The following is a 21,805-nucleotide window of genomic DNA, read 5'->3' on the forward strand; positions in this document are numbered from 1 at the left end:
TTCACGAGCCCGATGCCTATGCTGGCCATGCAAGCTCGCACTCCCAAATTCTCTAAAAAAGACCTTTAAAAATTATGCGCCTGCGCCAAAGGCCATCGTGACAAACATGCGACAGGCCTGCTGCATTCGCGCACAAGTGCCCTGCCTTGTCCATAGCATCAAGCCCCAGGTCGATTGCGGCACTCAAGCAAAGGCGGCCAATTTGAAGCCATCAATGGGATGCCAATGGGTAGCCTAGCAAAGAGCGGCGGATCATCCGCGCGCAAACTTACGTGACCATTTCAGCGTCAGGCACAAAACGATCAAAGCCGCTGTAAACGATAAAGTGCCGGCCCTTGGCGCGGCCAATCAGACACAGCCCCAACTGGCTGGCGAGGGCATGGCCCATCTGGGTGATGCCATTGCGCGAAACCACGATGGGTACGCCCATGCTGGCGGCCTTGATGACCATCTCGCTGGTCAGCCGGCCGGTGGTGTAGAGCACCGGCGCGCGCAGTGGCTCGCTGCGATTCATCCACAGCCAGCCGGCCAGGGTGTCGATGGCGTTGTGCCGACCCACATCCTCTACGGCGTGCAGCAATTGCCCCTGCTCGAACAGGCCACAGCCATGCACCGAGCCGGCTTTTTTGTAGACGCTGTCCAGCGCCCGCATCTCGGCCAGCAGCGCGTACAAATCGGTTTGCGATAAGCGCGCCTGGCGCACATCCGGCAAGACCAAATTCGCCAGGCCGGCTTGCATATCGCCAAACACAGTGCCTTGGCCGCAACCCGTGGTGACCGTGCGCGTGGCCAGGTGGGCGGCGCTCTTGGCCTGCCACTGCGCAGCACCCGCACGGGTGTAGACGGCGGCCGCGCCGACCTCCCAATCCACCGTGATGGACAGAACCTCGGCGGGCGATTCGATCAAGCCCTGGTTGCGCAAATAGCCCAGCACCAAAAGCTCGGGCGCCTCACCCAAGGTCATCAGGGTCAGCAGCTCCTGTTTGTCCACAAACAGGGTCAGCGGCCGCTCGGCCGGGATGTGCAGGCGGCGCTGCATGCCTGACTCATCCAGCACCGTGATCTCATGCGTCATCGCGGCGCATGCGTGGCTGAGCCGGGGCAGAGAAGACTCAATCGGGGGCGCGGCGCTGTGCGTGCAATGTGGGCTGACCATGGCGCTATTGTGGCCGCCAAGGAAGGACAAACGGGCAAGCAAGACCGACTCAAGCTAGGCCAGCGAGCACTCCGTCATTCGCACAATCGTTGCTTGACCGCGCCGCCCAGAGCGGGCGGGCCGCGGTCAATCTAGCGATCAGCTGTTCTTGGAGATGGAGATGGTCGGGAACTTGGCCGAATAGTCCTTGGCCTGGCCGGCGATCTTGACCGCCACCTTGCGTGCCAGCGCCTTGTACAGGCCGGCGATTTCGCTTTGCGGCTCGGCCACCACGGTCGGCGTGCCGGCATCGGCCTGGGCGCGGATAGACATGGCCAGCGGCAAGCCGCCCAGATAGTCGAGCTTGTACTGCTCAGCCATCTTGCGGCCGCCATCGGCGCCGAAGATGTGTTCGGCATGACCGCAGTTGCTGCAGACATGCACCGCCATGTTTTCCACAATGCCGAGGATGGGCACGCCCACCTTCTCAAACATCTTCAGACCCTTCTTGGCATCGATCAGGGCGATGTCTTGCGGGGTGGTCACGATGACGGCGCCGGTGACAGGCACGCGCTGCGACAAGGTCAGCTGGATATCGCCGGTGCCCGGCGGCATATCAACGACCAGATAGTCCAGATCCTGCCAGCGCGTCTGGCGCAAGAGTTGCTCCAGCGCCTGGGTAGCCATGGGGCCGCGCCAGATCATGGCCTGGTCTTGCTCGACCAGGAAACCGATGGACATGACCTGCAGGCCATGCGCCATCAGCGGCTCCATGGTCTGGCCGTCTTGGCTCTCCGGCTTGCCGTCAACACCCAGCATCAGCGGCAGGCTGGGGCCGTAAATGTCGGCATCCAGAATGCCCACGCGCGCGCCCTCGGCGGCCAGCGCCAGCGCCAGATTGGCCGCCGTGGTGCTCTTGCCCACACCGCCCTTGCCCGAGGCCACGGCGATGATGTTCTTCACGCCGGGCAGCAGTTGCACGCCGCGCTGCACCGCGTGAGCGGTGATCTTGCTGTGCAGATGCACGCTGACATTGGCCACGCCCTCGACCTGGCGCGCAGCGGCCACCAACTGGCGGCGCAGCTCAGCGATCTGGCTGGCCGCCGGATAGCCCAACTCGACTTCAAAAGACACATCGCCCGCAGCGATGCTCAGGTTCTTGAGCTGCTTGGTGCTGACAAAGTCTTGCGCGGTATTGGGGTCGACGACGGTCTGCAGGGCCTGCAGCAAGGCGGCTTCTTGAATGTTAGGCATGGGCGCGAGAAGGGAATTTGTTGGTGCCTTCGGCAGAGCCCGGGCTCCGCTGAGGGGCGAATGGCGCGAAGTCTAGCCCAGACCCGTCATGCCCCTGCGGGCCCAAGGCCTATCGCTGCAGCGCGCGCACCAAGCACTGCATGCATGCATGCACGGTTCAGCGTGGGCAGGCCTCAGGGCGCTGGGCGGGCAACACGGCCCACATCACATCCAACTGCGGGCCGCGGTCAGCCAAACGGGTCCAGTGCAGCTTGACGCGGCCGCTTGCTTCGGCACGGTCCAGCAACTCCCGCATGGCTGCAGGCATGGGCTCGGCCAGATCACGCCCATCCACCACGATCAGGGCGCCGCAGTCTTCCAACATATGGGGCTTGATCCAGGGCGACTTTTGCGTATCCGCCTCGATGAACACCAAGGGTTGGTATTTGGAACGCACCGACACATTGCCGGCCAGCCAGGTCTCACCCACCACCACGCGCAGCGGCGTCGTGGCTTGAGCCTCCCAAACACGATCCAGCTGACGCGCTAGCTTGGCGGCAGGAAAGTTGGAACGCGCGCCGCGGCCGGTCAAATCCGCCAGCCAGCCGCTGCCCAGCGCCATGCCTAGGGCCAGCAAAACCTCCAGCACGATGCCGGCCCACAACACGCTGCGCACAAACTGCGGGCTTGCCGAAGGCGGCTTGAGTGGCAGGCAGGCCAAGGCCAAAATGCCGGCCATCACGAAGTAGGTCGCGGCCCAGGCCGAACCCAGGCGCACACCCAGCACGCCCAGCACCGTGGTCAAGAGCATCGGGCCCAGGCCCATGAACAGCACAAAGCGCCACTCGGAGCTGGCCGACAGCCTTTCGCCGGCCGGATCAAGCACCGGGTGAGCGGCCTCATCCACTGCCTGGCCCACTTTTTTATTGGCGCGGCGCAGCAAGGCCAGCATCAAGCCCAGGCCCAGAAAAATCGGCAGCACGCGGCCAAACTGGATCACCCAGAACTTGGCCAAACGCCCCCAGTGATCGATTTGATCGGGGTCGTTCTGGCCCTGTATGGCGCGGCCGGCATAGTTCAGGCCGGGCGAGCCCTCCTGCGTCAACCAACTGATATGCGGCGACACCAGCAGGACGCAGACCAGCAGCGCCAGCGCCACCCCGCCCCAAGCGCGCCAGCTGCGCATGCGTGCATCCTGCAACAGCCACAGGCCGATCACCGCCAACCAGATCAGCGCGCTGTACTTCGACAGCAGACATAACGCCGCAGCTGCGCCCACCAGCGCCCAGCGCCACACCTGCCCCGCCGACCCTTCGCCGCGCACGGCTCGCAAGGTCAGCCACAGCAGCAGGCCCACAGGCATCAGCTGCAGAGTGTTGTGGTTGGCCATGATGCCGTGCACGCCGTGATAAATCGCCAGGCTGCTGAGCACCACCGAGGCAAAAGCGCGCGCCGGCGTTGTCACCATCAGCGCAATGCGCCAGATGAAGAGCTGCATCAAGACCACGCTCAACTGGGCCGAGAAGAAGGTGACCCACATCTTGCGGCCCAACAACTCGGTCCACCCATGCACCCACCAAGTCGGGAACGGTGGGTGCTTGTAATAGCCCCATTCCAACGACTGCTGCCAAACCAACTGCTCGATATTGTCCCAAGGCGGCGCGCGATGACTCAGCGTGGCCAGCACGGTCCACAACAGCAGGTGGAAGACCAGAAATGCATAGGTCAAGCCCGCCATATGGCTGGCATTGGCGCAATCCAGGCGCCATGCCCCAAGCTTCAAACCTTGCTGCGGCGGATTTTGTCCACCGGCGGGCCACAGGGGCACGCCCTGGGGCACCGTTGGCCCCGTTGGCACATTTGGCCGTGCTGTCGCCAGCCCATCATTCCATGTCATGGAGATCCCTCTGCGGGCAGAGCAGCTTCCGCATCTGCGCCGATGGCATACAAACGAAACGCCCACCGAAGTGAGCGTTTTTCATGTCTGACGCCATAGCCAAAGCCGCGCGTCTTTACAAGGCAGCAATGATACGTTTACCCCCGCTTACACACCACCACTCAATTAGAGGTAGCAGTTTTTGAACTCTGGCGGGCTGTCAGGCAGTCTGTTTGAAGGCCATCACGGCCTGATTGCGCAGGGTGCGCAGCAGCGAAAGCTCTTTTTCGCCCAGGTCCAGCCCCCCGGCTTTTGCCTTGTCGGCATAGATCAGCGCAAAAGTCTTGCCGCGCAAAGCCAAAGGCAGCAACAAAAAGCTATTGGCAGACACTGGGCCGCAATACCAGGCCGGCAATCGATCGGCAATCTTGCTCGCCTTGGCATCGGCTATCAGCGTATCAACACCGCGCTGGCACACCGCCTCGAACAAATCGGCCTGCTTGCCGGGGCTGGGTTGGAGCGCGATTTTGAAACAAGTCACCACGCTTTCCACATCCTGGCCGAGGCCAAAACGCCCGGTCAGCTGGTCCAGCTTGGGGTCGCGCAGGCAAAACACCACGCGCCGAAAGCCCAAGGCGCGGTAGATGGATTCCAGGATCATGCGCAGCACTTCATTGAGCTTGAAGTTTTCCACCATCGCATTGCTGACGTCCTGAATGCCAGCGGCCAGGGTTTCCACCGCACGGTCGCGGATTTGCTGCTGATGGCTCAAGTGCTCCGTCGATTCAATCACCTGGGTGGCCTGCAACTGCAGGGCCGAGAGCGAATCGTCCGGCGTTGGTGTCAAGGGTGCTAGCAGGCGCAGCGCGGGCGAATTCTGCGGCAGGGCCAGATCCATGACCGCCGTCATCTGCGCCAGGCGCAGGCGCGCCTGATCTGCCGCTTGGCCAAAGGCCTCGGCCGTCACCCCCAGGCAGCGGGCGTAGCGCTGCGCCATGGCGTTGACCCGGGAGTGAGCTTGGGCCGGTTCGGTGCGCAAAATCACATCCGCGACATCGTTGGCGGCATGGGCCAGCCAGCGCTGGCGTTCATCGGGGTTGCTGATCTGGCGCAGCGGCGGCTCGCCTTCGGGGCGCCGCATGCTGAGCTGCAAACTCTCGGGCAAGCCCCATTGCTTGGCCACGCCAATGCCCAGTTGGTCATAGCTCATGCCGAGAATGCGGGCCGAGGCAATCCACTCCGGCACCGGCGCGGGCGCGTCCTTGACCAGCATCGGGCCGCGCTCGGGTCGGGTGATGCGGCGGATCTGGCGCGCTTCCTCGGGGAAGTAGAACTCGGTCAGCGAGCGGCCGAGGTTGTGGAACATCGCGCAAAGAAAGGCTTCTTCGCTGTCGCGCTCACCCGCGGACAACTCCCGCGCCAGCGAAGCAGCCATCAGCGAGCGCAAAAACTCCTCGCGCAGCTGCTGGGCATGGGCTTTGTTCTCCATGCGCTCCAGCAGAATCAACGACAGCGCCAGATTGCGAATGCCGGCAAAGCCGACCAAGGCCACCGCACGCGAGATGGTGGTGATGCCGCCCGCACCCGCCTGGCTGTATTGCACCGTGTTGACCAGGCGCAGCAGCTTTTGCGTCAGCGCCACGTCTTTCAAAATCTCGTTGGAGAGGCTGCTGAGGCTTTCCTTTTCTGAGAGCGTCAGGCGCTGAATCCGGCTCACCGCATTGGACATGGCCGGGAAGTCGCCCTGATGGCGCATGCGCCGCAGCAAGAACTCCAGGGCCGCGCCCTCGCCTGATGCCTCACCAGCGGCGGGCGCGTCTTCGGTGGGGTTGAGCCACTCAGCCAAGGCGTCGTGCATCAGATGGGCATCCAGCCAGCGCTGCTCCGGGTCGCGGGCCAGGCCGCGCTGGAGGATGGCGCGCAGGGCATCATCCACATCAGCACCCAGGTCGCCGGGCACCATGAATTGCTCCTCCTGCACCCGCTGCACCGCGCGCCAGGGGTCGGGGTCGTAGTTGAGGCGCCGGCCACTGAGCATTTCCACCAGCAAGATGGAGGCAGCAAACACATCCATCTGCGGGCTGGGCGCCAAGCCGGCGGCCGCCTCGGGCGACAAATAGCCGGGCGTGCCCACCACGCGCTCGCTGCGCTGCGCCGGGGACACCGCCCCACCCCTGCTCGCGGCCACACGGCCGGCAATGCCGAAGTCCATCACGCGGGCACGGCCTTTGGCGTCGATCAGGATATTGCTGGGCTTGAGATCACGGTGCACCACGCCCGCCTGATGGGCGGCATGCAGGCCGTCCAGCACGTCCATGCACAGCTCCACCGCCGCGCGGGCACCCAGCTTGCCCTGGCGACGCATCAGGTCCACCAGCGTACCGCCGGGCACATACTCGAACACCATATAGGACTGCGCGCCCTGGGTGTCGGCCTCAAAAATCGGCACGATGAAGGGGTGGGTCAGGCGGCTGACGGCGCGCGCCTCGTGCAGCCATTCGTCCACGCTGCCGGGGTCGGTGCCGGGGCGCAGCACTTTGAGGGCGACCTCGCGGTCCAGGCGCGGATCATGGGCCAGCCAGACGGTGGCTTGCGCGCCCTCACCCAGCTTCTTGAGCAGGCGAAAGCGCCCCAGCTGCGGCAGCTGTTCTATCCCAGCCGTGCCCGAGGGACGGGGCGGAACCGGCGACTGCTCGGCGCTCATCGTGAGCCGCCTGCACCGCTGTTGCCGGTGTTACCGCTGCCACCACTGCCGTCTCGATTGGGTGGCGCCATCGCCGCCAAACGGGAGCGCAGCGCCGAAGCCTTGGGCGCAGCAATCGCCCCCGGCTGCAGGGAATCGACGGGCACTTGGGGCTTGTCACGCGCGACCTCGGCGCGATCCTGAGGAAAGTCCTCGGCAGCCTTGGGCGCCTCGGGATTCAGGGCGTTGTAAACCTCCCGCAGGCCCAGACCCAGCGGCCGGGCATAACGCCGCGTGGCGATTTCGATGCCGGCCTGGCGTTTGCTCTCGGGCAGATTCAATGCGTCTTCCAATTCATTGGCAAAGCTGCAGGTCAGGCGCAGCAGGTCGGCGTCACCTTCGCTGTGGCGCACGGGGGCGTCGGGCGACTGGCGCCGAATCATGTGCAGCAACTCATCACCCAAGCTCCAATGCCGGGCCACGGCAGCGCCCAGGCTGTCCAGGTCACAACCCAGCACAGCAAAGGCGGCAGCCTGCTCGCCCAAGCTGGCCGGATGAGGAAATTCGGCAGTGGGCTCAGGCGGCAACATCAATTGGCGGATCTGCTGGGCATCGTCCGGGAAGTGGTACTGCAAAAGCAAGCGGCCCAGGTTTTGCATCACCGTGATCAGATAGACCACCTCGCCGTCATAGCCCGCCGGCCGCAGCGCCTGCGCGATTTGCCCGGCATGTTGGACACGCTTCATCAGGCTCTTGAGCATCTCGGCCTGCACCGGGCTCAGCGGCCCCGGCCAGGGCTTGAGCGCGCGTGCCGCTTGCTGCACGCCTTCAAGCCCAATCATGGCAATAGCGCGCTGCATATTCAGCACCGCGCCACCACCCGCCGAGCCGTTTTGCTTCAAGGAATTGTTGACCCGGCGCAGCAGCTCCAAGCTCAGCGCCATATCCTGCAAAACCAGCCCTGACAAAGCGCTGGCATGCTGGCGCTCCATCGCCGAGGACTGCCCCACCCGCTGCAAGGCCGTGCTGGTGCTGGGCAAATGCCCGATGCGCTGCAACTTGTCCATCAGAAGCGCAATCGGCCCGCCCTGATCCTGGCCGGCGGCGGTGCGCCAGCCATCGAGCGCGCGCAAAAAGCTGCGCGCCATGTGATAACGCTGGCGAGCTTGGCGGTCGGTGGCGCGGTTGCAAATGGCGCGCAGCGGGTCGGGGATGGGGTTGGGCGTCTCCCAGCCCATGCGCACCAACTCACGGCCCAGCGGCTGCATCTCTTGCACAGCGGCTTGCAAATCGGCGCGGTCCAAGGCCGGGCGGCCGCTGAGGATGCGGTGCAGGATCAAGCCCACGCACAGCACATCCTCTTCGGCCGATTCGCGCACGGCGCGGCGCGTGACGGTATTGAAGTCGGCAGACGCCGGAAACACCTCTTGCGCCACCTCCAGCCCCAGCACGCGCACCTGGTTGGTGGAGCTGATGATCAGGCTGGCGCATTGAATATCACGATGCGCGTGGCCCGCCTCATGGGCAAAAGCCAGGCCCTCCAGAAACTGGCAGACCCAGTCGGCCGCTTCCAGCGGCACCGGCACCGCCTGCCGGGCCAGGCGCTCGTCCAGCGTTTCGCCCAAAGCGCGGTCGTAAGCGATGAAAGGCCATTGCTCCACCTGCCCCACCTCGATCACATGGGCCAGATTGGGGTGCTGCACCCGCGAGACACCATTGGCCATCTTCAGCCAATGGCTCATGGCCTCGGGCGAGTTGGGCGCCGTGCGCGGTAGGCAAAGAATCAGCTCCTGGCCCAGGCGGGCATCAAACACCAGCCACAACATGCTGCGCGCGCTCTTGCTGAGCAAGGCGCGCAATTCAAACCGGCCAAAGCGCCGCATCGGCGTCGCGCTCGGTGAAGCAGCCGTCGCCTTGGGCGCGGCGCCGGAATCAGGGGTGGTGCTCGCAGTGGAGTCGGGACCGGACATGGATGGCAGGCAGACCAATGCGGACGATTGGTATCTTGTTAGTTTGCGCCTATTGGACACAAAAACTTACAGGTTTGAAGCAGCAACTTGAGGCAGTTTCGCCACGTTATTTTTGGGCTGTGGCGCACAGTCGCAGCGCTTTACCTTGCCACGCGGCATTTGCGCAGGCGAGTTGGTCAATTCACACGGGGGCCGACTTTACCGCTTAATTAAGCAGTTATTGCTTAGCCCGCCCCCCTTGACTTGCTGAGCCAGGCCATCAGCGGCGCCCCCAGCTGAAGCGCACTTCGGACCACCGACAGCCATAGAACTGTCATTCACTTGACTCTTTAGCAGGCGCCGCACCATGGTTTTCCCCTAAAACCAATCAAGGCCCTAGGTCGGGTCAGTTGTCGGTCAGTCTGGCCCCAGAAACTGTGCGTGTATTTCAGCGCCGGCCATCTAGTTGCCGTGCGCTGCGCGCATTCACAAACCAGGAGTACACAACATGACGGACAGCGTAGTGGCCCGGATTCGGGCCAATCCAAAGTACCAGGAACTCAAAACCAAGCGCGACGGCTTTGGCCGCCTGCTGACGGTGCTGATGCTGGTGGTCTATTTCGGCTACATCTCGCTGATTGCCTTCAACAAGGAATTCCTCTCGCAAAAGATCGGTGCCGGCGTGACCACGGTGGGTGTGCCGATCGCCTTCGGGGTGATCGTCTTCACCATCGTGATCACGGCCTTGTATGTGCGCCGCGCCAATGGCGAGTTCGACCGCCTGACGCGTGAAATTCTCGAAGAGGAAGTGAAATGAATCAGCTCGGCAAAACTCTCGTCCTGAGCGCCCTGGTCGGCTTCGCCTCCGCGGCCTTCGCTGCCGGCGCCGATATGGGCCAGGTGGCCAAGCAGGCCACCAACTGGACTGCCATCTCCATGTTCGCCGTCTTCGTGGCGGGCACTTTGTGGATCACCAAATGGGCGGCGGCCAAGACCCGTTCGGCGGCTGACTTCTACACCGGCGGCGGCGGCATCACCGGCTTCCAGAACGGCCTGGCGATTGCGGGCGACTATATGTCTGCCGCCTCTTTCCTGGGCATCTCGGCCGCCGTCATGGCCAATGGCTATGACGGGTTGATCTACTCGATCGGCTTTTTGGTCGGCTGGCCCATCATCACCTTCTTGATGGCGGAACGCCTGCGCAATCTGGGCAAGTTCACCTTTGCCGACGTGGCCGGCTACCGCTTCCAGCAAACCCCCATCCGCGCCTTCGCGGCCTCGGGCACGCTGGTCGTCGTGGCTTTCTACCTGATCGCACAAATGGTCGGTGCCGGCCAGTTGATCAAGCTGCTGTTCGGCCTGGAGTACTGGATGGCCGTGGTCATCGTCGGCGCTCTGATGATGATTTATGTGCTCTTCGGCGGCATGACTGCCACCACATGGGTGCAGATCATCAAGGCCTGCTTGCTGCTGTGCGGGGTGACCTTCATGGCGGTGATGGTGATGTCGAAATTCGGCTTCAGCCTGGAAGCCTTGTTTGCCAAGGGCGTGGAAGTGAAAACCGCCGTGGCCGCCAACTCGGGCAAAACTGCCGAGGAAGCCGCCAAGATCGGCGCCTCCATCATGAACCCCGGCGGTTTTGTGAAGGACCCGATCTCGGCTATCAGCTTCGGCATGGCGCTGATGTTCGGTACCGCGGGCTTGCCGCACATCCTGATGCGCTTCTTCACCGTGCCTGACGCCAAGCAAGCGCGCAAGTCGGTGTTCTGGGCCACCACCTGGATCGGCTACTTCTACGTGCTGATCTTCATCATCGGCTTCGGCGCCATCACCCTGGTGCTGACCGACCCTGAGTACGCCAATGTGGCCAAGGGCGTGATCCTGGGCGGCGCGGGCACGGCCAATATGGCGGCCGTGCTGGTGGCCAAGGCGGTGGGCGGCAATGTGTTCTACGGCTTCATCTCGGCCGTGGCCTTCGCCACCATCCTGGCCGTGGTCGCAGGCTTGACCTTGTCGGGCGCATCGGCCGTCTCGCATGACCTCTACGCCACTGTGTTCAAGAAGGGCAAGGCCGACAGCGCCAAAGAGTTGCGCGTCTCGCGCATCACCACCCTGTGCCTGGGCGTGATTGCCGTGGTGCTGGGCATCGCCTTCGAGAAGCAGAACATCGCCTTCATGGTGTCCCTGGCTTTCGCGATTGCCGCTTCGGCCAACTTCCCCGTGCTGTTCATGAGCGTGTTGTGGAAGGACTGCACCACCAAGGGCGCCGTTGTCGGCGGCTTTGTGGGTCTGGTGACGTCGGTGGGCCTGACCATCGTTTCGCCCTCGGTGTGGGAAGCCACGCTGGGCAACCCCAAGGGCTCGGCCTGGTTCCCCTACTCTTCGCCTGCGCTGTTCTCCATGACCATCGCCTTCGTGACGATCTGGCTGGTGAGCCTGCTGGACCGCAGCCCGCAAGCGGCCAAGGAGCGTGCTGACTTCGATGCGCAGCAAGTGCGCTCAGAAACCGGCCTGGGTTCATCGGGCGCTTCGGGCCACTGATCTCAAGCTTTTCGCCAAAACAAAACCGGGCCTCGGCCCGGTTTTTTTATGCCCGCCCAGCACTCAGCGCGAACTGCGCGCAGCCTGCTGCCGCTACTTCTCGGCCAGCAAATTGCGCAGCTTCACAAAGGCCAGCGCCGCCATGATGGCGTCGTTGAGTGCGTTGTGGGCGCGGCGCTCGGGCAGGCCCAGGTCCTGCATCAAGGTGGCCAGGCGCAGATCGATGCTGGCGCCATGCTGATAAGGCGGCAGATGGCGCTGCTTCCAGTCGTAATACATCGAGGAGATTTCCAGCTTGGGCTGGGGCAGCCCCAGGCCCAGCAGCGGAAAGATGGCGCGGTTGATCAGCGCCACATCGAATTCCAGGTAGTAGCCCACCAAGGGCCGCGGGCCGATGAAGTGCAGCAACTGGCGCATCGCGGTGTCAATGTCCACCCCGCCCGCCACGTCTTGCGCCAGCAGGCCATGGACCTTGACGGCCTCCGCCGAGATGGCTTTCTTCTCGGGCCGCACCAGCAGGTCCAGGCGCTGACTGCTCAGCACCCGATTGCCCTTGATGCGTACCGCGCCGATGGCAATGATCTCGTCACGCTGCGGATCCAGGCCGGTGGTTTCGCAGTCCAGTGACACCCACTCGTCCTCCGGCGGCGCCTCGAACATCGGCGCGAAGGCCGGCTCACCCAGGTGGTAGAGCAACCAGCGGCGTTTGATTTGTTGCCAGAGCATTTACTGCCCGCCTGAGGAGGCGCTGCGTGTCACTACGTCAGCCTGGATGCCCATCACAACATATCCAATCGGAAGCGCAGATGCAGCAAGGCACGCAGGCGCTTGACCACGCCCAGGGTGTCTTTGAGCAGGTGACGATCCTGGCTGGAAAGCTGATCCAGCGCGATGCCGCCGCCCTGCTGGCCTTGCTCCAGCGCGGCCAGGCCGGTCTTGAGTTTGAGGCCCATGAAGAAGTGCAAGCTGTCGATCAGATCGGTGGCCAGATCGGCCGGCAAATGGTCTTGCGCCGCCAGCGCCTCGATGCGTGCCACCGTGCTGGTGGCGGTGACCCGGTGGGCCAACGCTAGGCTGCGCACGCCATGCACCAGCGGGAAAGTGCCGGCCCGCTTCAGGTCCAGTTGCTGGCCGTGGCTGTCACCCAGATGCAGCAGCTTGTTCCACCAGCCCTGGCCTTGCTCGAACGCATTGATGACGGCACAAAAGCGCGCCAGCAGCGCGTCGTTGTCCAGCACTTGCTTAAACACTTCGGCCCGCAGCGTCTCCAGCAATATGGCGTCGCCGGCCACCGCATGGGCGTCGATGAAGATGGCCAGGGCCATCAAGCTGTCGGCCGTGGGCATCAGCAGCCAGCGCCGCACGGTCTGCGCAAATTCGGTGGCGCTGTGGCGCCAGTCCGGGCGGCTGAGCATGATGCCGCCGGGGCATTCGGGGTAGCCAAAATCGGCCAGGGCTTGCGAGAAGCGCGTGCAGATCTCGGCCAAGTTCACCGGCGGCGTGTAGCCATCGCGCAGCACCAGGCCATTGTCCTGATCGGTCTTGAGCAACTGCTCGCCACGGCCCTCGCTACCCATCACGAACAAGCAGCTATTGGCCTGCAAGTCTGCAGGCGCAATCAGCTGCCAGGCGCGCTCAAACAGCTGGGCATTGAGCTCTTGCACCAGGCGCGCAATCAGATTGATCTTGGTGCCGCCGCGGTACAGCAAGGCGATCAAGGCATTGATCTGCTCGGCCGCCAGGCGCAGCGCTTCCAGACCTTGCGCCTCCTGAATCTGGCGGGTGATGAGGTAGGAGTGATTGGTCAAAAAACTCAGCAAATCGAGCTGATCCAAGGTGCCGAGGATGCGCGCATCCGGCGCATCGGTTTGGCGCACCACCACCCGGCGCACCTTGTGGCGGATCATGGTGATGAGGGCGTCGAAAAGATAGTCGGTCTCAGCCACCCAGACCAGCTTGAAGCTGGCCAACTCGCCCACGGCCAGGCGATCCAGCGGCCGGCCATCCAGAATGGCGCGCTGCAAATCATTGCTGCTGAAGAGGCCGATGCGGGGCGGCTCAGTTTGAGCGTCCTGCACCAGCACATGGTCGCAGCGCTGCTCGGCAAAGCAGCGCGCCACGCTGACGATGTCGGTGTCCGCCGGCAGCTGATGCACGGCCCGCACGCCCGCCTGCGCCACCCGCGCCAGCCCCAAGGACTGCATCTCATGCTGGCTGCCACGCGCGGCCAGGGCGCTGATCTTTTTTGACAGATCGGCGAAGAGCATGGCGCTGAAGGTGGCGTTGCTGGAGATCAGCTCATTGACCGCGCCGCGCGCCAGCTGATAGGCCAGCACCTCCTGCGCCGCCACAAAGCGGCCGCTGACCTTGCCGGCCACCAGGGCGCGGCCGTCAAAAGTGTCCTCAGGCCCGAAGGTGGCGACATGCTCCTCGCCCCCGCCCACGCCCTCAAACTGCTGCACAAAGCCTTTGATGATGATGAACAGGTGCTCGGGCACCACGCCCGGCGCCAACAGCACATCGCCGGGCCGGAAGTAGGCGATGTCCAGCTGATCGCGCACCAGCTGGCGCTCCGCCAGGCTCAGGCAGTCAAAGGGCGAGGTGTTGAAATTGAAGGCGTTGGGCACGGTGCTAGAAGCTCAGGCTAAGCCAGCATTGTGGGCATGGCTGGCTGACATGAGCCTGAGCGGGCAACTCAGCCCTACCCCGCGCACAAGACTCAAGTCGTCAAACTGCCCCACACTTTTTCCAGCCGCTTCACGCTGACCGGCTGCGGCGTGCGCAACTCTTGCGCAAACAGGCTGACGCGCAACTCCTCCAGCTGCCAGCGGAAGTCGACCAGGCGACTGTCCTGCGTACCCTTGAGCTCGATGACGCGGCGCAGATAGCGCTGCTCCAGCGGGCGCAGCTCGGCCAGCAGCTTGGCATCGCGCGCGGGGTCAGCCCGCAGCTTGTCCAGCCGCGCGGTGATGGCCTTGAGGTAGCGCGGCAGATGCTGCAGCTGGGCCCAAGGCGTGGCGGTGACGACGTTCTTGGGCACCAGGCGTTGCAGTTGAGCGGTGATGTCATCGCCCACCTCCTTGGCCGCACGGGCGTCCTTGAGCTTGCGGCTGGCAGCGGCAAACTCGATCAGCACCACGCCGGTCTGGCGCGCCACTTCCTGCGCGATCAGGTTCAGGCGTGCGCGGCCTTCTTCGATCCGCGCCTTGAACTGGAACTCATCTTGCGGCAAGAGCTCGGCCAGGAAGGCCCGCTCCAGCGCCACGCCGATGATCTGCTCGCGCAGCTCTTCGGCCGTGCCCAGGTTCATATAGAGCACCGACATCTTTTGCAGATCCGGGATGTTTTTCTCCAGGAACTTGAGCGGCTCCTTGAGCTGCAAAGCGACCAAGCGGCGCAAGCCCAGGCGGTGCTTGGCGGCCGCCACCTCGGGCTCGTCAAAGACCTCGATCTCCACATGCGTGCCGCGATCCAGCAGCGCCGGGAAGCCGATCAGCGTCTGTGCACCACGGCGCACTTCCATCAGCTCGGGCAGCTCGCCGAAGGTCCAGGCGGTGTAGGTCTTGCTGGCGGTGGCTGTTGCCGCAGCCGAAGCTTTGGGCGGTGCCGCCACTTCGGCGCGAATGCCGCCTTTTGCCACCGGCGGCAAAGGCGCGGAAGGCGCAGCGGCCGTGGCCGGCATCTTCAAAGCCGCCAGCGCCTGGAAAGCCGAGCGTGCCTGCCCGCCCAACTCGGACTTGAGCGCCGCCAAATGCCGCCCCTGCCCCAGCTGGCGGCCATGTTCGTCCACCACGCGGAAGTTCATGAACAAATGCGGCTGCAATTGCTCCAGCTTGAAGTCATTGCGCTGCACGGCAATCTGGCTGCGCTCTTTCACCGCTTTCAGCAGCACATCGACCAGCGGCCCCTGCGCGAATGGGTGCGTGGCGACGAACTCTTTGATGAAGTCCGGCAAGGGCACCAGGCGCGAACGCGGGCGTTGATGCAAGCTCTTGAGCAAGGCCATCACCTTGGCCTCCAGCATGCCGGGCACCAGCCACTCCGAGCGTTCTTCGCTGACTTGATTCAAGGCGTAGATGGGCACGGTGACGGTGACGCCGTCACGCGCATCGCCCGGCTGATGCAGATAGTCGGCCGCGCAGTCCACACCGCCCAAGCGAATCATCTTGGGGAAGGCGCTGGTGGTGACGCCAGCGGCCTCGTGGCGCATCAACTCCTCGCGGCTGAGGTGCAGCAGCTTGGGCTCTAACTTCGAGGCATGGCGGTACCAGCGCTCCAGCGTGGCGCCGGAGCACACGTCGGCGGGCAGCTGGCTGTCGTAGTAGGCGTGGATCAACTCATCGTCGATCAGCACGTCTTGGCGGCGCGATTTGTGCTCCAGCTCCTCGACCTTGGCGATCTGCTTGGCGTTGTGCGCCAAGAAGGGCAAGCGGCTCTCCCACTCGCCGTTCACCAGCGCCTCGCGAATGAAGATCTCGCGCGCCGCCTTGGCATCAACATTGCCGAAATTGACCCGGCGGTTGTTGTAGATGACGATGCCGTAAAGCGTGGCCCGCTCCAGCGCGATCACCTCGGCCGCCTTCTTCTCCCAATGGGGTTCCAGCAGCTGGGTTTTGATCAGGTGGCCGGCAATGCCCGGCAACCATTGCGGCTCGATATTGGCAATGCCGCGGCCGAACAAGCGCGTGGTGTCCACCAACTCGGCGGCCACGATCCAGCGGCCCGGCTTCTTGCTCAGATGCGCGCCGGGATGGCGCCAGAACTTGATGCCGCGCGCGCCCAGATACCACTCGTCCTCGTCGCTCTTGCAACCCAGATTGCCCAGCAAGCCGGCCAACATGCTCAGGTGCAATTGCTCGTACGTGGCGGGGCTGCCATTCAGGCGCCAGCCATGTTCGGCCACCACGGTGTGGAGTTGCGAGTAGATGTCTTTCCACTCGCGCACGCGGCGCGGGCTGACGAAGTTTTCGCGCAGCAGGGCTTCATACCGTCGGTTTGAAAGCTTATGTTCGCCGTGGCCACCCTTGGCTTCCTCAATCCACTTCCACAGCTTCAGATAGCCCAGGAACTCGCTCTTCTCGTCGTCGAACTTCTTGTGCTTTTCGTCGGCGGCTTGTTGCTGCTCCATCGGCCGGTCGCGCACGTCCTGGCCGCTGAGGGCGCTGGCGATGATCAGCACCTCGTTCAAGGCCTCGCGCGAGCGCGCTTCGAGAATCATCCGGCCCACCCGCGGGTCCAGCGGCAGCTTGGACAATTCCTTGCCCATGGGCGTCAAGTCATTGGCCTCATCCACCGCACCCAATTCATTGAGCAGTTGATAGCCGTCGGCAATCGCCTTGCGGGGTGGCGGCTCGATGAAGGGGAAATCATCCACCTGCCCCAGGCCTAAGGACTTCATGCGCAGAATCACCCCGGCCAGGGAGGAGCGCAAGATTTCGGGGTCGGTGAAGCGTGGCCGGGCGAGGTAGTCTTTTTCCTCGTAAAGCCGGATGCAAATGCCGTTACTCACCCGCCCGCAACGGCCGGCGCGCTGGTTGGCCGAGCTTTGGCTTACCGGCTCGATCTGCAACTGCTCAACCTTGTTGCGATAGCTGTAGCGCTTGACGCGGGCGAGACCTGGGTCAATCACATAGCGGATGCCGGGCACGGTCAGGGAGGTCTCGGCCACATTGGTGGCCAAGACGATACGGCGCTGGCCATGCGGCTCAAACACGCGGTCTTGCTCTTGCTGCGACAGGCGCGCGAACAGCGGCAGCACCTCCACGCCGGGCGGGTGATGTTTGCGCAAGGCCTCGGCGGCTTCCCGAATCTCACGCTCGCCGGGCAGGAAGACCAGAACATCACCGCCCCCCTCGCGCCACAACTCGTCCACCGCATCGCAGATGGCGTTATTGAGGTCGTACTCGCGGGATTCTTCAAACGGGCGGTAGCGCTGCTCCACCGGGAAGGTGCGGCCCGAGACCATCAGCACCGGCGCCGGGCCCTTGCTGGATTCGAAATGCTTGGCGAAACGGTCGGCGTCGATGGTGGCCGAGGTGACGATCAGCTTCAGGTCGGGCCGACGCGCCAGCACCTCGCGCAGATAGCCCAGCAAGAAATCAATGTTCAACGAGCGCTCATGCGCCTCGTCGATGATGAGGGTGTCGTAGGCTTTGAGCAGCGGGTCGGTCTGCGTCTCGGCCAGCAAGATGCCGTCGGTCATCAGCTTGACGCTGGCGCCGGGCTGCAGGCGGTCCTGGAAGCGCACCTTGTAGCCCACGATTTCGCCCAGCGGCGTCTTCAGCTCATCCGCAATGCGCTTGGCCACGCTGCTGGCGGCAATGCGGCGCGGCTGGGTGTGGCCGATCAGCTTGCCGGTGTTGGCGCGGCCGCGGCCCAGGGCCAGGGCAATCTTGGGCAGCTGGGTGGTCTTGCCGGAGCCGGTCTCGCCACAGACGATGATGACCTGGTGCTCTTGTAGCGCGCGCGCAATGTCATCGCGCCGGGCGGAGACGGGCAGCGATTCCGGGAAGGTGATGGGGGGCAGCGGATTGGCCAACACGGCACGGGCGGCCGTCGGGTTCTTGCGCTGCGCTGTCGCCTTAGGCGGCTGGGGGGGAGTGGTCTTTTCGTTCACGAGGCGCGGATTATCCGCGCAGGCGAGGCGGCTGGCCGCAAGCGTCGCTTGTCGCTGCGGCACAATCCGGGCATGAGCCTGGTTTTCCCCCACACCTTCGTCCCCTGGTTTCGCTCCGTCGCGCCCTATATCCACGCCTACCGAGGGGAAACCTTTGTGGTCGGGATGACCGGTGAGCTGGTCGCCGCAGGCAAATTGAACGCCTTTGTGCAGGACCTGGCGATTTTGCATGCCATGGGCATCAAGATCGTGCTGGTGCACGGCTTCCGCCCCCAGGTGAACGAGCAGCTCGCCGCCAAGGGCCAGCCCGAACGCTACGCCCAAGGCATGCGCATCACCGATGCCGTGACGCTGGACTGCGCCCAGGAAGCCGCCGGTCAGCTGCGCTTCGAGATTGAAGCCGCGTTCTCGCAGGGCTTGCCCAATACGCCCATGGCCAATGCGGCGGTGCGGGTGGTGTCAGGCAACTTCCTGACGGCACGGCCCGTGGGCATCGTGGACGGCGTGGACTTCCAGCACAGCGGCGTGGTGCGCAAGGTGGACGCCACCGCGATTCAAAAAGCCATCGACATCGGCGCCATCGTCTTGCTCTCGCCCTTTGGCTTCTCGCCCACCGGCGAGGCCTTCAATCTGAGCATGGAAGACGTGGCCACCAGCACCGCCATCGCCCTGCAAGCTGACAAGCTGCTGTTTGTGTGCGAGGTGGACGGTGTTCCCGAAGACCCGAGCGACCCGGCCAGCGCCATCGACACCGAACTGGCCCTGAAAGACGCCCAGCGCATGCTGGCCGCCGCGCCCAAGCCGACCTCGCCGCTGGATGTGGGCTTTTACTTGCAGCACTGCGTGCGCGCCTGCCAAGGCGGCGTGGAGCGCTCCCACATCCTGCCGCTGGCGGTGGACGGGGCGCTGCTGCAAGAGGTCTACACCCACGACGGCATCGGCACCATGGTGGTGGATGAGAAGCTGGAAAGCCTGCGCGAAGCCAGCTCGGACGATGTGGCCGGCATCATCAATCTGATCGAGCCCTTCGAGCGCGACGGCACCCTGGTCAAACGCGACCGCACCGAGATCGAACGCGATGTCGAGCTTTACACCGTGATCGAACATGACGGCGTGATCTTCGGCTGCGCCGCGCTCTACCCCTATGTGGAAGCAAAAACCGCGGAAATGGCGGCGCTGACGGTGTCGCCCGCCGTGCAAGGCCAGGGCGATGGCGACCGCATCTTGAAGCGGGTCGAGCAGCGCGCCAAGGCCATGGGCATCCCCAGCATCTTTGTGCTGACCACCCGCACCATGCACTGGTTCATCAAGCGCGGCTTTGTCCAGGTCGACCCCGAGTGGCTACCCGAGGAACGCAAGCGAAAATACAACTGGGACAGGCGCTCGCAGGTCTTGGTCAAGAAGTTGAGCTAAGTCCGCCGGCCGTCCACGCCAACAAATTTTTTCCCCGGCGCGCCCCCAAGGCGCGCCATGATTTTTTCAAGCTGAGAAGAGGTAAAGCCATGGCTCGCACCGTGCAATGTGTTCATCTGAAGAAGGAAGGCGAGGGCCTGGACTTCGCGCCCTACCCCGGTGATCTGGGCAAGCGCATCTATCAAGAGGTCAGCAAGGAAGCCTGGGCTCTGTGGCTCAAGCACCAGACCATGCTGGTCAACGAGAACCGCCTGAACCTGGCCGATCTGCGCGCCCGCCAATACCTGGCCCGCCAGATGGAGCAGTTCTTCTTCGGCACCGGCGCTGAAGCCGTGGCCGGCTACGTGCCGCCGGCGGCCTGAGTACGACTCAGCCCCTCCCCTGCGCGCCCCTCATGCTGAGCATCAGGGGCGCCATGCGCCAGCCCGGCCCTGCCGGACCAATGGCTCAAATTGAGCCCACAGCGCACACCCGCCAGGCGCAGCCAGCGATCTGAAAGACCCGGTCGGGCCGCCCGCCCAGCGCCATGGGCAAGCAGCCACCACCCACGAAACTCAAACAAGAATCATTCTTGTTTGAGTTAGACTTCGATCCATCCTGTTTTTTGGTTCGGAGTTCTCATGCGTCTGCCCAAGCTCGTCAAGCCCCTGCTCTCTCTCGCCTTGCTCAGCGGTATTGCGCTGCAAGCCTCGGCGCAAGACCAACAAGTCCTCAATCTATATTCGGCGCGGCACTACCAAACCGATGAGGCGCTGTATGCCAATTTCACCAAAGCCACCGGCATCAAAATCAATCGGGTGGATACCGATGATGCGGGCCTGTTGGCACGCCTGAAAAGCGAAGGTGCGGCCAGCCCCGCCGATGTGATTTTGTTGGTCGATGCGGCGCGCCTTTGGCAAGCCGACCAAGACGGTCTGTTTCAGCCCATCAAATCCAGCGTGCTGGAACAACGCATTCCCGCCAATCTGCGCGCCCAAGCCGACGATAAGGGCATCGAATGGTTTGGCCTGTCGACCCGTGCCCGCGTGATTGTCTACAACAAGTTGAACGTCAAGAAAGCCGACGTTTTGAACTACCAGGATTTGGGCGATCCGAAAAACAAGGGCCAGTTGTGCACCCGCTCGGGTTCGCACCCCTATAACCTGTCACTGTTCGGCGCCGTCTATGAGCATTTGGGCGCGGAAGCCACCGAAAGCTGGCTCAAAGGTATGGTCGCCAATATGGCGCGCGCACCCAAAGGTGGCGATACCGACCAGATCAAGGCCGTGGCCAGCGGTGAATGCGGCATTGCCATCACCAATACCTATTATTTGGCCCGGATGATGCGCTCGGATAAGCCGGACGATCGCGCAGCGATGGAAAAGGTGGGCCTTGTTTTCCCGAATCAACAATCCTGGGGCACGCACCTGAATATTGCCGGGGGCGCGGTCGCTAAGCATGCCAAGCACCGCGACAACGCGGTCAAGTTCTTGGAGTATCTGAGCAGCAACGAAGCGCAAGGCTATTTCGCCAACGGCAATAACGAATGGCCGGCCGTGCCGGGCGTGCGCCCTGCCAACCCAGCGCTGGAGGCGATGGGCGCCTTCAAGAGCGAAACCATTCCGGTTGGCAAGATTGGCGCCAATCTGCCCAAGGTGCAGCAAATGCTGGATCGCGTCGGCTACAAATAAGCGGAATCGGCCCGAGTATCAGAGGGGATGAACGCGCGGCTGATGTATCAGCCAGACAACATCCCGGCGCCTTTGCAAACCCATCCGCAAAATACCCGTATACATGTTCCGGGCAGCTTGTGCCTATAATGGCTCGCACCAGTTTGGATTTATCCATATTTCGCGAGGGTTTGCATATGGCATCACTGAAAGACCTTTTGGCTCAACGAGCCGCTCTTGACGAGCAAATTTCGGAAACCAAGGAACGTGAGCGCGCGGATGCGATTGCGAAAGTCAAGTCCTTGATGAGCGACTATGGCTTGACGGCAGCGGATCTGAGTAGCCGCCCGGCCAAGCAAGCGAAAACCTCCAAGGTGGCCGTCAAGTATCGCAACCAAGCGACTGGCGAAACCTGGAGCGGCCGCGGCCTGCAACCCAAGTGGCTGAAGGCAGCCATTTCGGCCGGCGCCAGCTTGGCAGATTTCCACGTTTAATTTGCCAGATTCAAGGGCACTCAAATGCCTTTGAATTGAATCAGCCACCTGTTAAGGGTGGCTTTTTTTTTGCCTGTGCATCCTGATTCACTCTGCCTCACTCAGGGTTTCCCGCCAGTTCGAATTGGGGGGAATAGACGGCGGCAAGCCAGGCAGTCACTGCTAGGATTCTTCCGGCTGCATATGTGCTGCAGTTTCGTCATATTGCACCGCCCG

Annotated in this window: 14 protein-coding genes; 6 read left to right on the top strand and 8 right to left on the bottom strand. The window is 63.4% G+C overall.

Annotation, left to right across the window (positions count from 1 at the left end; translation table 11 throughout):
• Positions 1-268 precede the first annotated feature (268 nt).
• The 5 genes from AT984_RS12090 to AT984_RS12110 form a co-directional block, all read right to left on the bottom strand.
• Positions 269-1,075 (bottom strand): formate dehydrogenase accessory sulfurtransferase FdhD, encoded by an 807-nt coding sequence (locus AT984_RS12090; protein WP_335338567.1) that lies wholly within the window; start codon positions 1,073-1,075, stop codon positions 269-271.
• 219 nt (positions 1,076-1,294) lie between these two features.
• Complete coding sequence (gene apbC, locus AT984_RS12095) at positions 1,295-2,389, bottom strand: iron-sulfur cluster carrier protein ApbC (RefSeq protein WP_058720310.1); 1,095 nt, start codon at positions 2,387-2,389, stop codon at positions 1,295-1,297.
• Between the two features lie 157 nt (positions 2,390-2,546).
• Complete coding sequence (locus tag AT984_RS12100) at positions 2,547-4,265, bottom strand: glycosyltransferase family 39 protein (RefSeq protein ID WP_082679986.1); 1,719 nt, start codon at positions 4,263-4,265, stop codon at positions 2,547-2,549.
• 199 nt (positions 4,266-4,464) lie between these two features.
• Positions 4,465-6,948: a serine/threonine protein kinase gene (locus tag AT984_RS12105; RefSeq protein ID WP_082679987.1), complete on the bottom strand. Its 2,484-nt coding sequence runs from the start codon at positions 6,946-6,948 to the stop codon at positions 4,465-4,467.
• A complete protein-coding gene (locus AT984_RS12110) occupies positions 6,945-8,897 on the bottom strand; it encodes a serine/threonine protein kinase (protein WP_082679988.1) in 1,953 nt (650 codons plus the stop codon). The genes AT984_RS12105 and AT984_RS12110 overlap by 4 nt, the downstream gene beginning before the upstream one ends.
• A 487-nt stretch (positions 8,898-9,384) precedes the next feature.
• Here AT984_RS12110 and AT984_RS12115 point away from each other — a divergent pair, with 487 nt between their 5' ends.
• Positions 9,385-9,693, top strand: coding sequence for a DUF485 domain-containing protein (locus AT984_RS12115; RefSeq protein WP_058720313.1), 309 nt, complete (start codon positions 9,385-9,387; stop codon positions 9,691-9,693).
• Positions 9,690-11,417 carry a cation acetate symporter gene (locus tag AT984_RS12120; RefSeq protein WP_058720314.1) on the top strand — a complete coding sequence of 576 codons (1,728 nt, stop codon included), beginning with the start codon at positions 9,690-9,692 and terminating at the stop codon, positions 11,415-11,417. The genes AT984_RS12115 and AT984_RS12120 overlap by 4 nt, the downstream gene beginning before the upstream one ends.
• A gap of 93 nt (positions 11,418-11,510) precedes the next feature.
• Here AT984_RS12120 and AT984_RS12125 read toward each other — a convergent pair whose 3' ends face one another.
• The 3 genes from AT984_RS12125 to hrpA all read right to left on the bottom strand — a co-directional run bounded on the left by AT984_RS12125 (position 11,511) and on the right by hrpA (position 18,033).
• On the bottom strand, positions 11,511-12,143 hold the full coding sequence (locus AT984_RS12125) for a 3'-5' exonuclease (RefSeq protein WP_058720315.1): 633 nt from the start codon (positions 12,141-12,143) through the stop codon (positions 11,511-11,513).
• Between the two features lie 53 nt (positions 12,144-12,196).
• A complete protein-coding gene (locus AT984_RS12130) occupies positions 12,197-14,044 on the bottom strand; it encodes a DUF294 nucleotidyltransferase-like domain-containing protein (RefSeq protein WP_058720316.1) in 1,848 nt (615 codons plus the stop codon).
• Positions 14,045-14,136: 92 nt separating this feature from the next.
• The gene (hrpA, locus tag AT984_RS12135) at positions 14,137-18,033 is read right to left on the bottom strand and encodes an ATP-dependent RNA helicase HrpA (protein ID WP_442952142.1); all 3,897 of its coding nucleotides are present in this window, start codon (positions 18,031-18,033) and stop codon (positions 14,137-14,139) included.
• 72 nt (positions 18,034-18,105) lie between these two features.
• On the opposite strand from hrpA, the gene argA reads away from it, so the two are divergent.
• From argA to AT984_RS12155, 4 genes are all read left to right on the top strand, one after another.
• Complete coding sequence (gene argA, locus AT984_RS12140) at positions 18,106-19,446, top strand: amino-acid N-acetyltransferase (RefSeq protein ID WP_058720317.1); 1,341 nt, start codon at positions 18,106-18,108, stop codon at positions 19,444-19,446.
• Positions 19,447-19,535: 89 nt separating this feature from the next.
• A complete protein-coding gene (locus AT984_RS12145; RefSeq protein ID WP_058720318.1) occupies positions 19,536-19,808 on the top strand; it encodes an oxidative damage protection protein in 273 nt (90 codons plus the stop codon).
• A 258-nt stretch (positions 19,809-20,066) separates the two neighbouring features.
• On the top strand, positions 20,067-21,116 hold the full coding sequence (locus AT984_RS12150; RefSeq protein WP_156422006.1) for an extracellular solute-binding protein: 1,050 nt from the start codon (positions 20,067-20,069) through the stop codon (positions 21,114-21,116).
• 176 nt (positions 21,117-21,292) lie between these two features.
• On the top strand, positions 21,293-21,589 hold the full coding sequence (locus AT984_RS12155; RefSeq protein ID WP_058720319.1) for an H-NS histone family protein: 297 nt from the start codon (positions 21,293-21,295) through the stop codon (positions 21,587-21,589).
• Positions 21,590-21,805 lie beyond the last annotated feature (216 nt).

This window comes from Paucibacter sp. KCTC 42545, assembly GCF_001477625.1.
GTDB lineage: Bacteria > Pseudomonadota > Gammaproteobacteria > Burkholderiales > Burkholderiaceae_C > Paucibacter_A.

Excerpts from the sequence above, each read along its gene's own strand:
- AT984_RS12090 (WP_335338567.1), bottom strand. The coding sequence starts at position 1,075 with ATGACGCATGAGATCACGGTGCTGGATGAGTCAGGCATGCAGCGCCGC.
- apbC (WP_058720310.1), bottom strand. The coding sequence starts at position 2,389 with ATGCCTAACATTCAAGAAGCCGCCTTGCTGCAGGCCCTGCAGACCGTC.
- AT984_RS12100 (WP_082679986.1), bottom strand. The coding sequence starts at position 4,265 with ATGACATGGAATGATGGGCTGGCGACAGCACGGCCAAATGTGCCAACG.
- AT984_RS12105 (WP_082679987.1), bottom strand. The coding sequence starts at position 6,948 with ATGAGCGCCGAGCAGTCGCCGGTTCCGCCCCGTCCCTCGGGCACGGCT.
- AT984_RS12110 (WP_082679988.1), bottom strand. The coding sequence starts at position 8,897 with ATGTCCGGTCCCGACTCCACTGCGAGCACCACCCCTGATTCCGGCGCC.
- AT984_RS12115 (WP_058720313.1), top strand. The coding sequence starts at position 9,385 with ATGACGGACAGCGTAGTGGCCCGGATTCGGGCCAATCCAAAGTACCAG.
- AT984_RS12120 (WP_058720314.1), top strand. The coding sequence starts at position 9,690 with ATGAATCAGCTCGGCAAAACTCTCGTCCTGAGCGCCCTGGTCGGCTTC.
- AT984_RS12125 (WP_058720315.1), bottom strand. The coding sequence starts at position 12,143 with ATGCTCTGGCAACAAATCAAACGCCGCTGGTTGCTCTACCACCTGGGT.
- argA (WP_058720317.1), top strand. The coding sequence starts at position 18,106 with ATGAGCCTGGTTTTCCCCCACACCTTCGTCCCCTGGTTTCGCTCCGTC.
- AT984_RS12145 (WP_058720318.1), top strand. The coding sequence starts at position 19,536 with ATGGCTCGCACCGTGCAATGTGTTCATCTGAAGAAGGAAGGCGAGGGC.
- AT984_RS12150 (WP_156422006.1), top strand. The coding sequence starts at position 20,067 with ATGCGTCTGCCCAAGCTCGTCAAGCCCCTGCTCTCTCTCGCCTTGCTC.
- AT984_RS12155 (WP_058720319.1), top strand. The coding sequence starts at position 21,293 with ATGGCATCACTGAAAGACCTTTTGGCTCAACGAGCCGCTCTTGACGAG.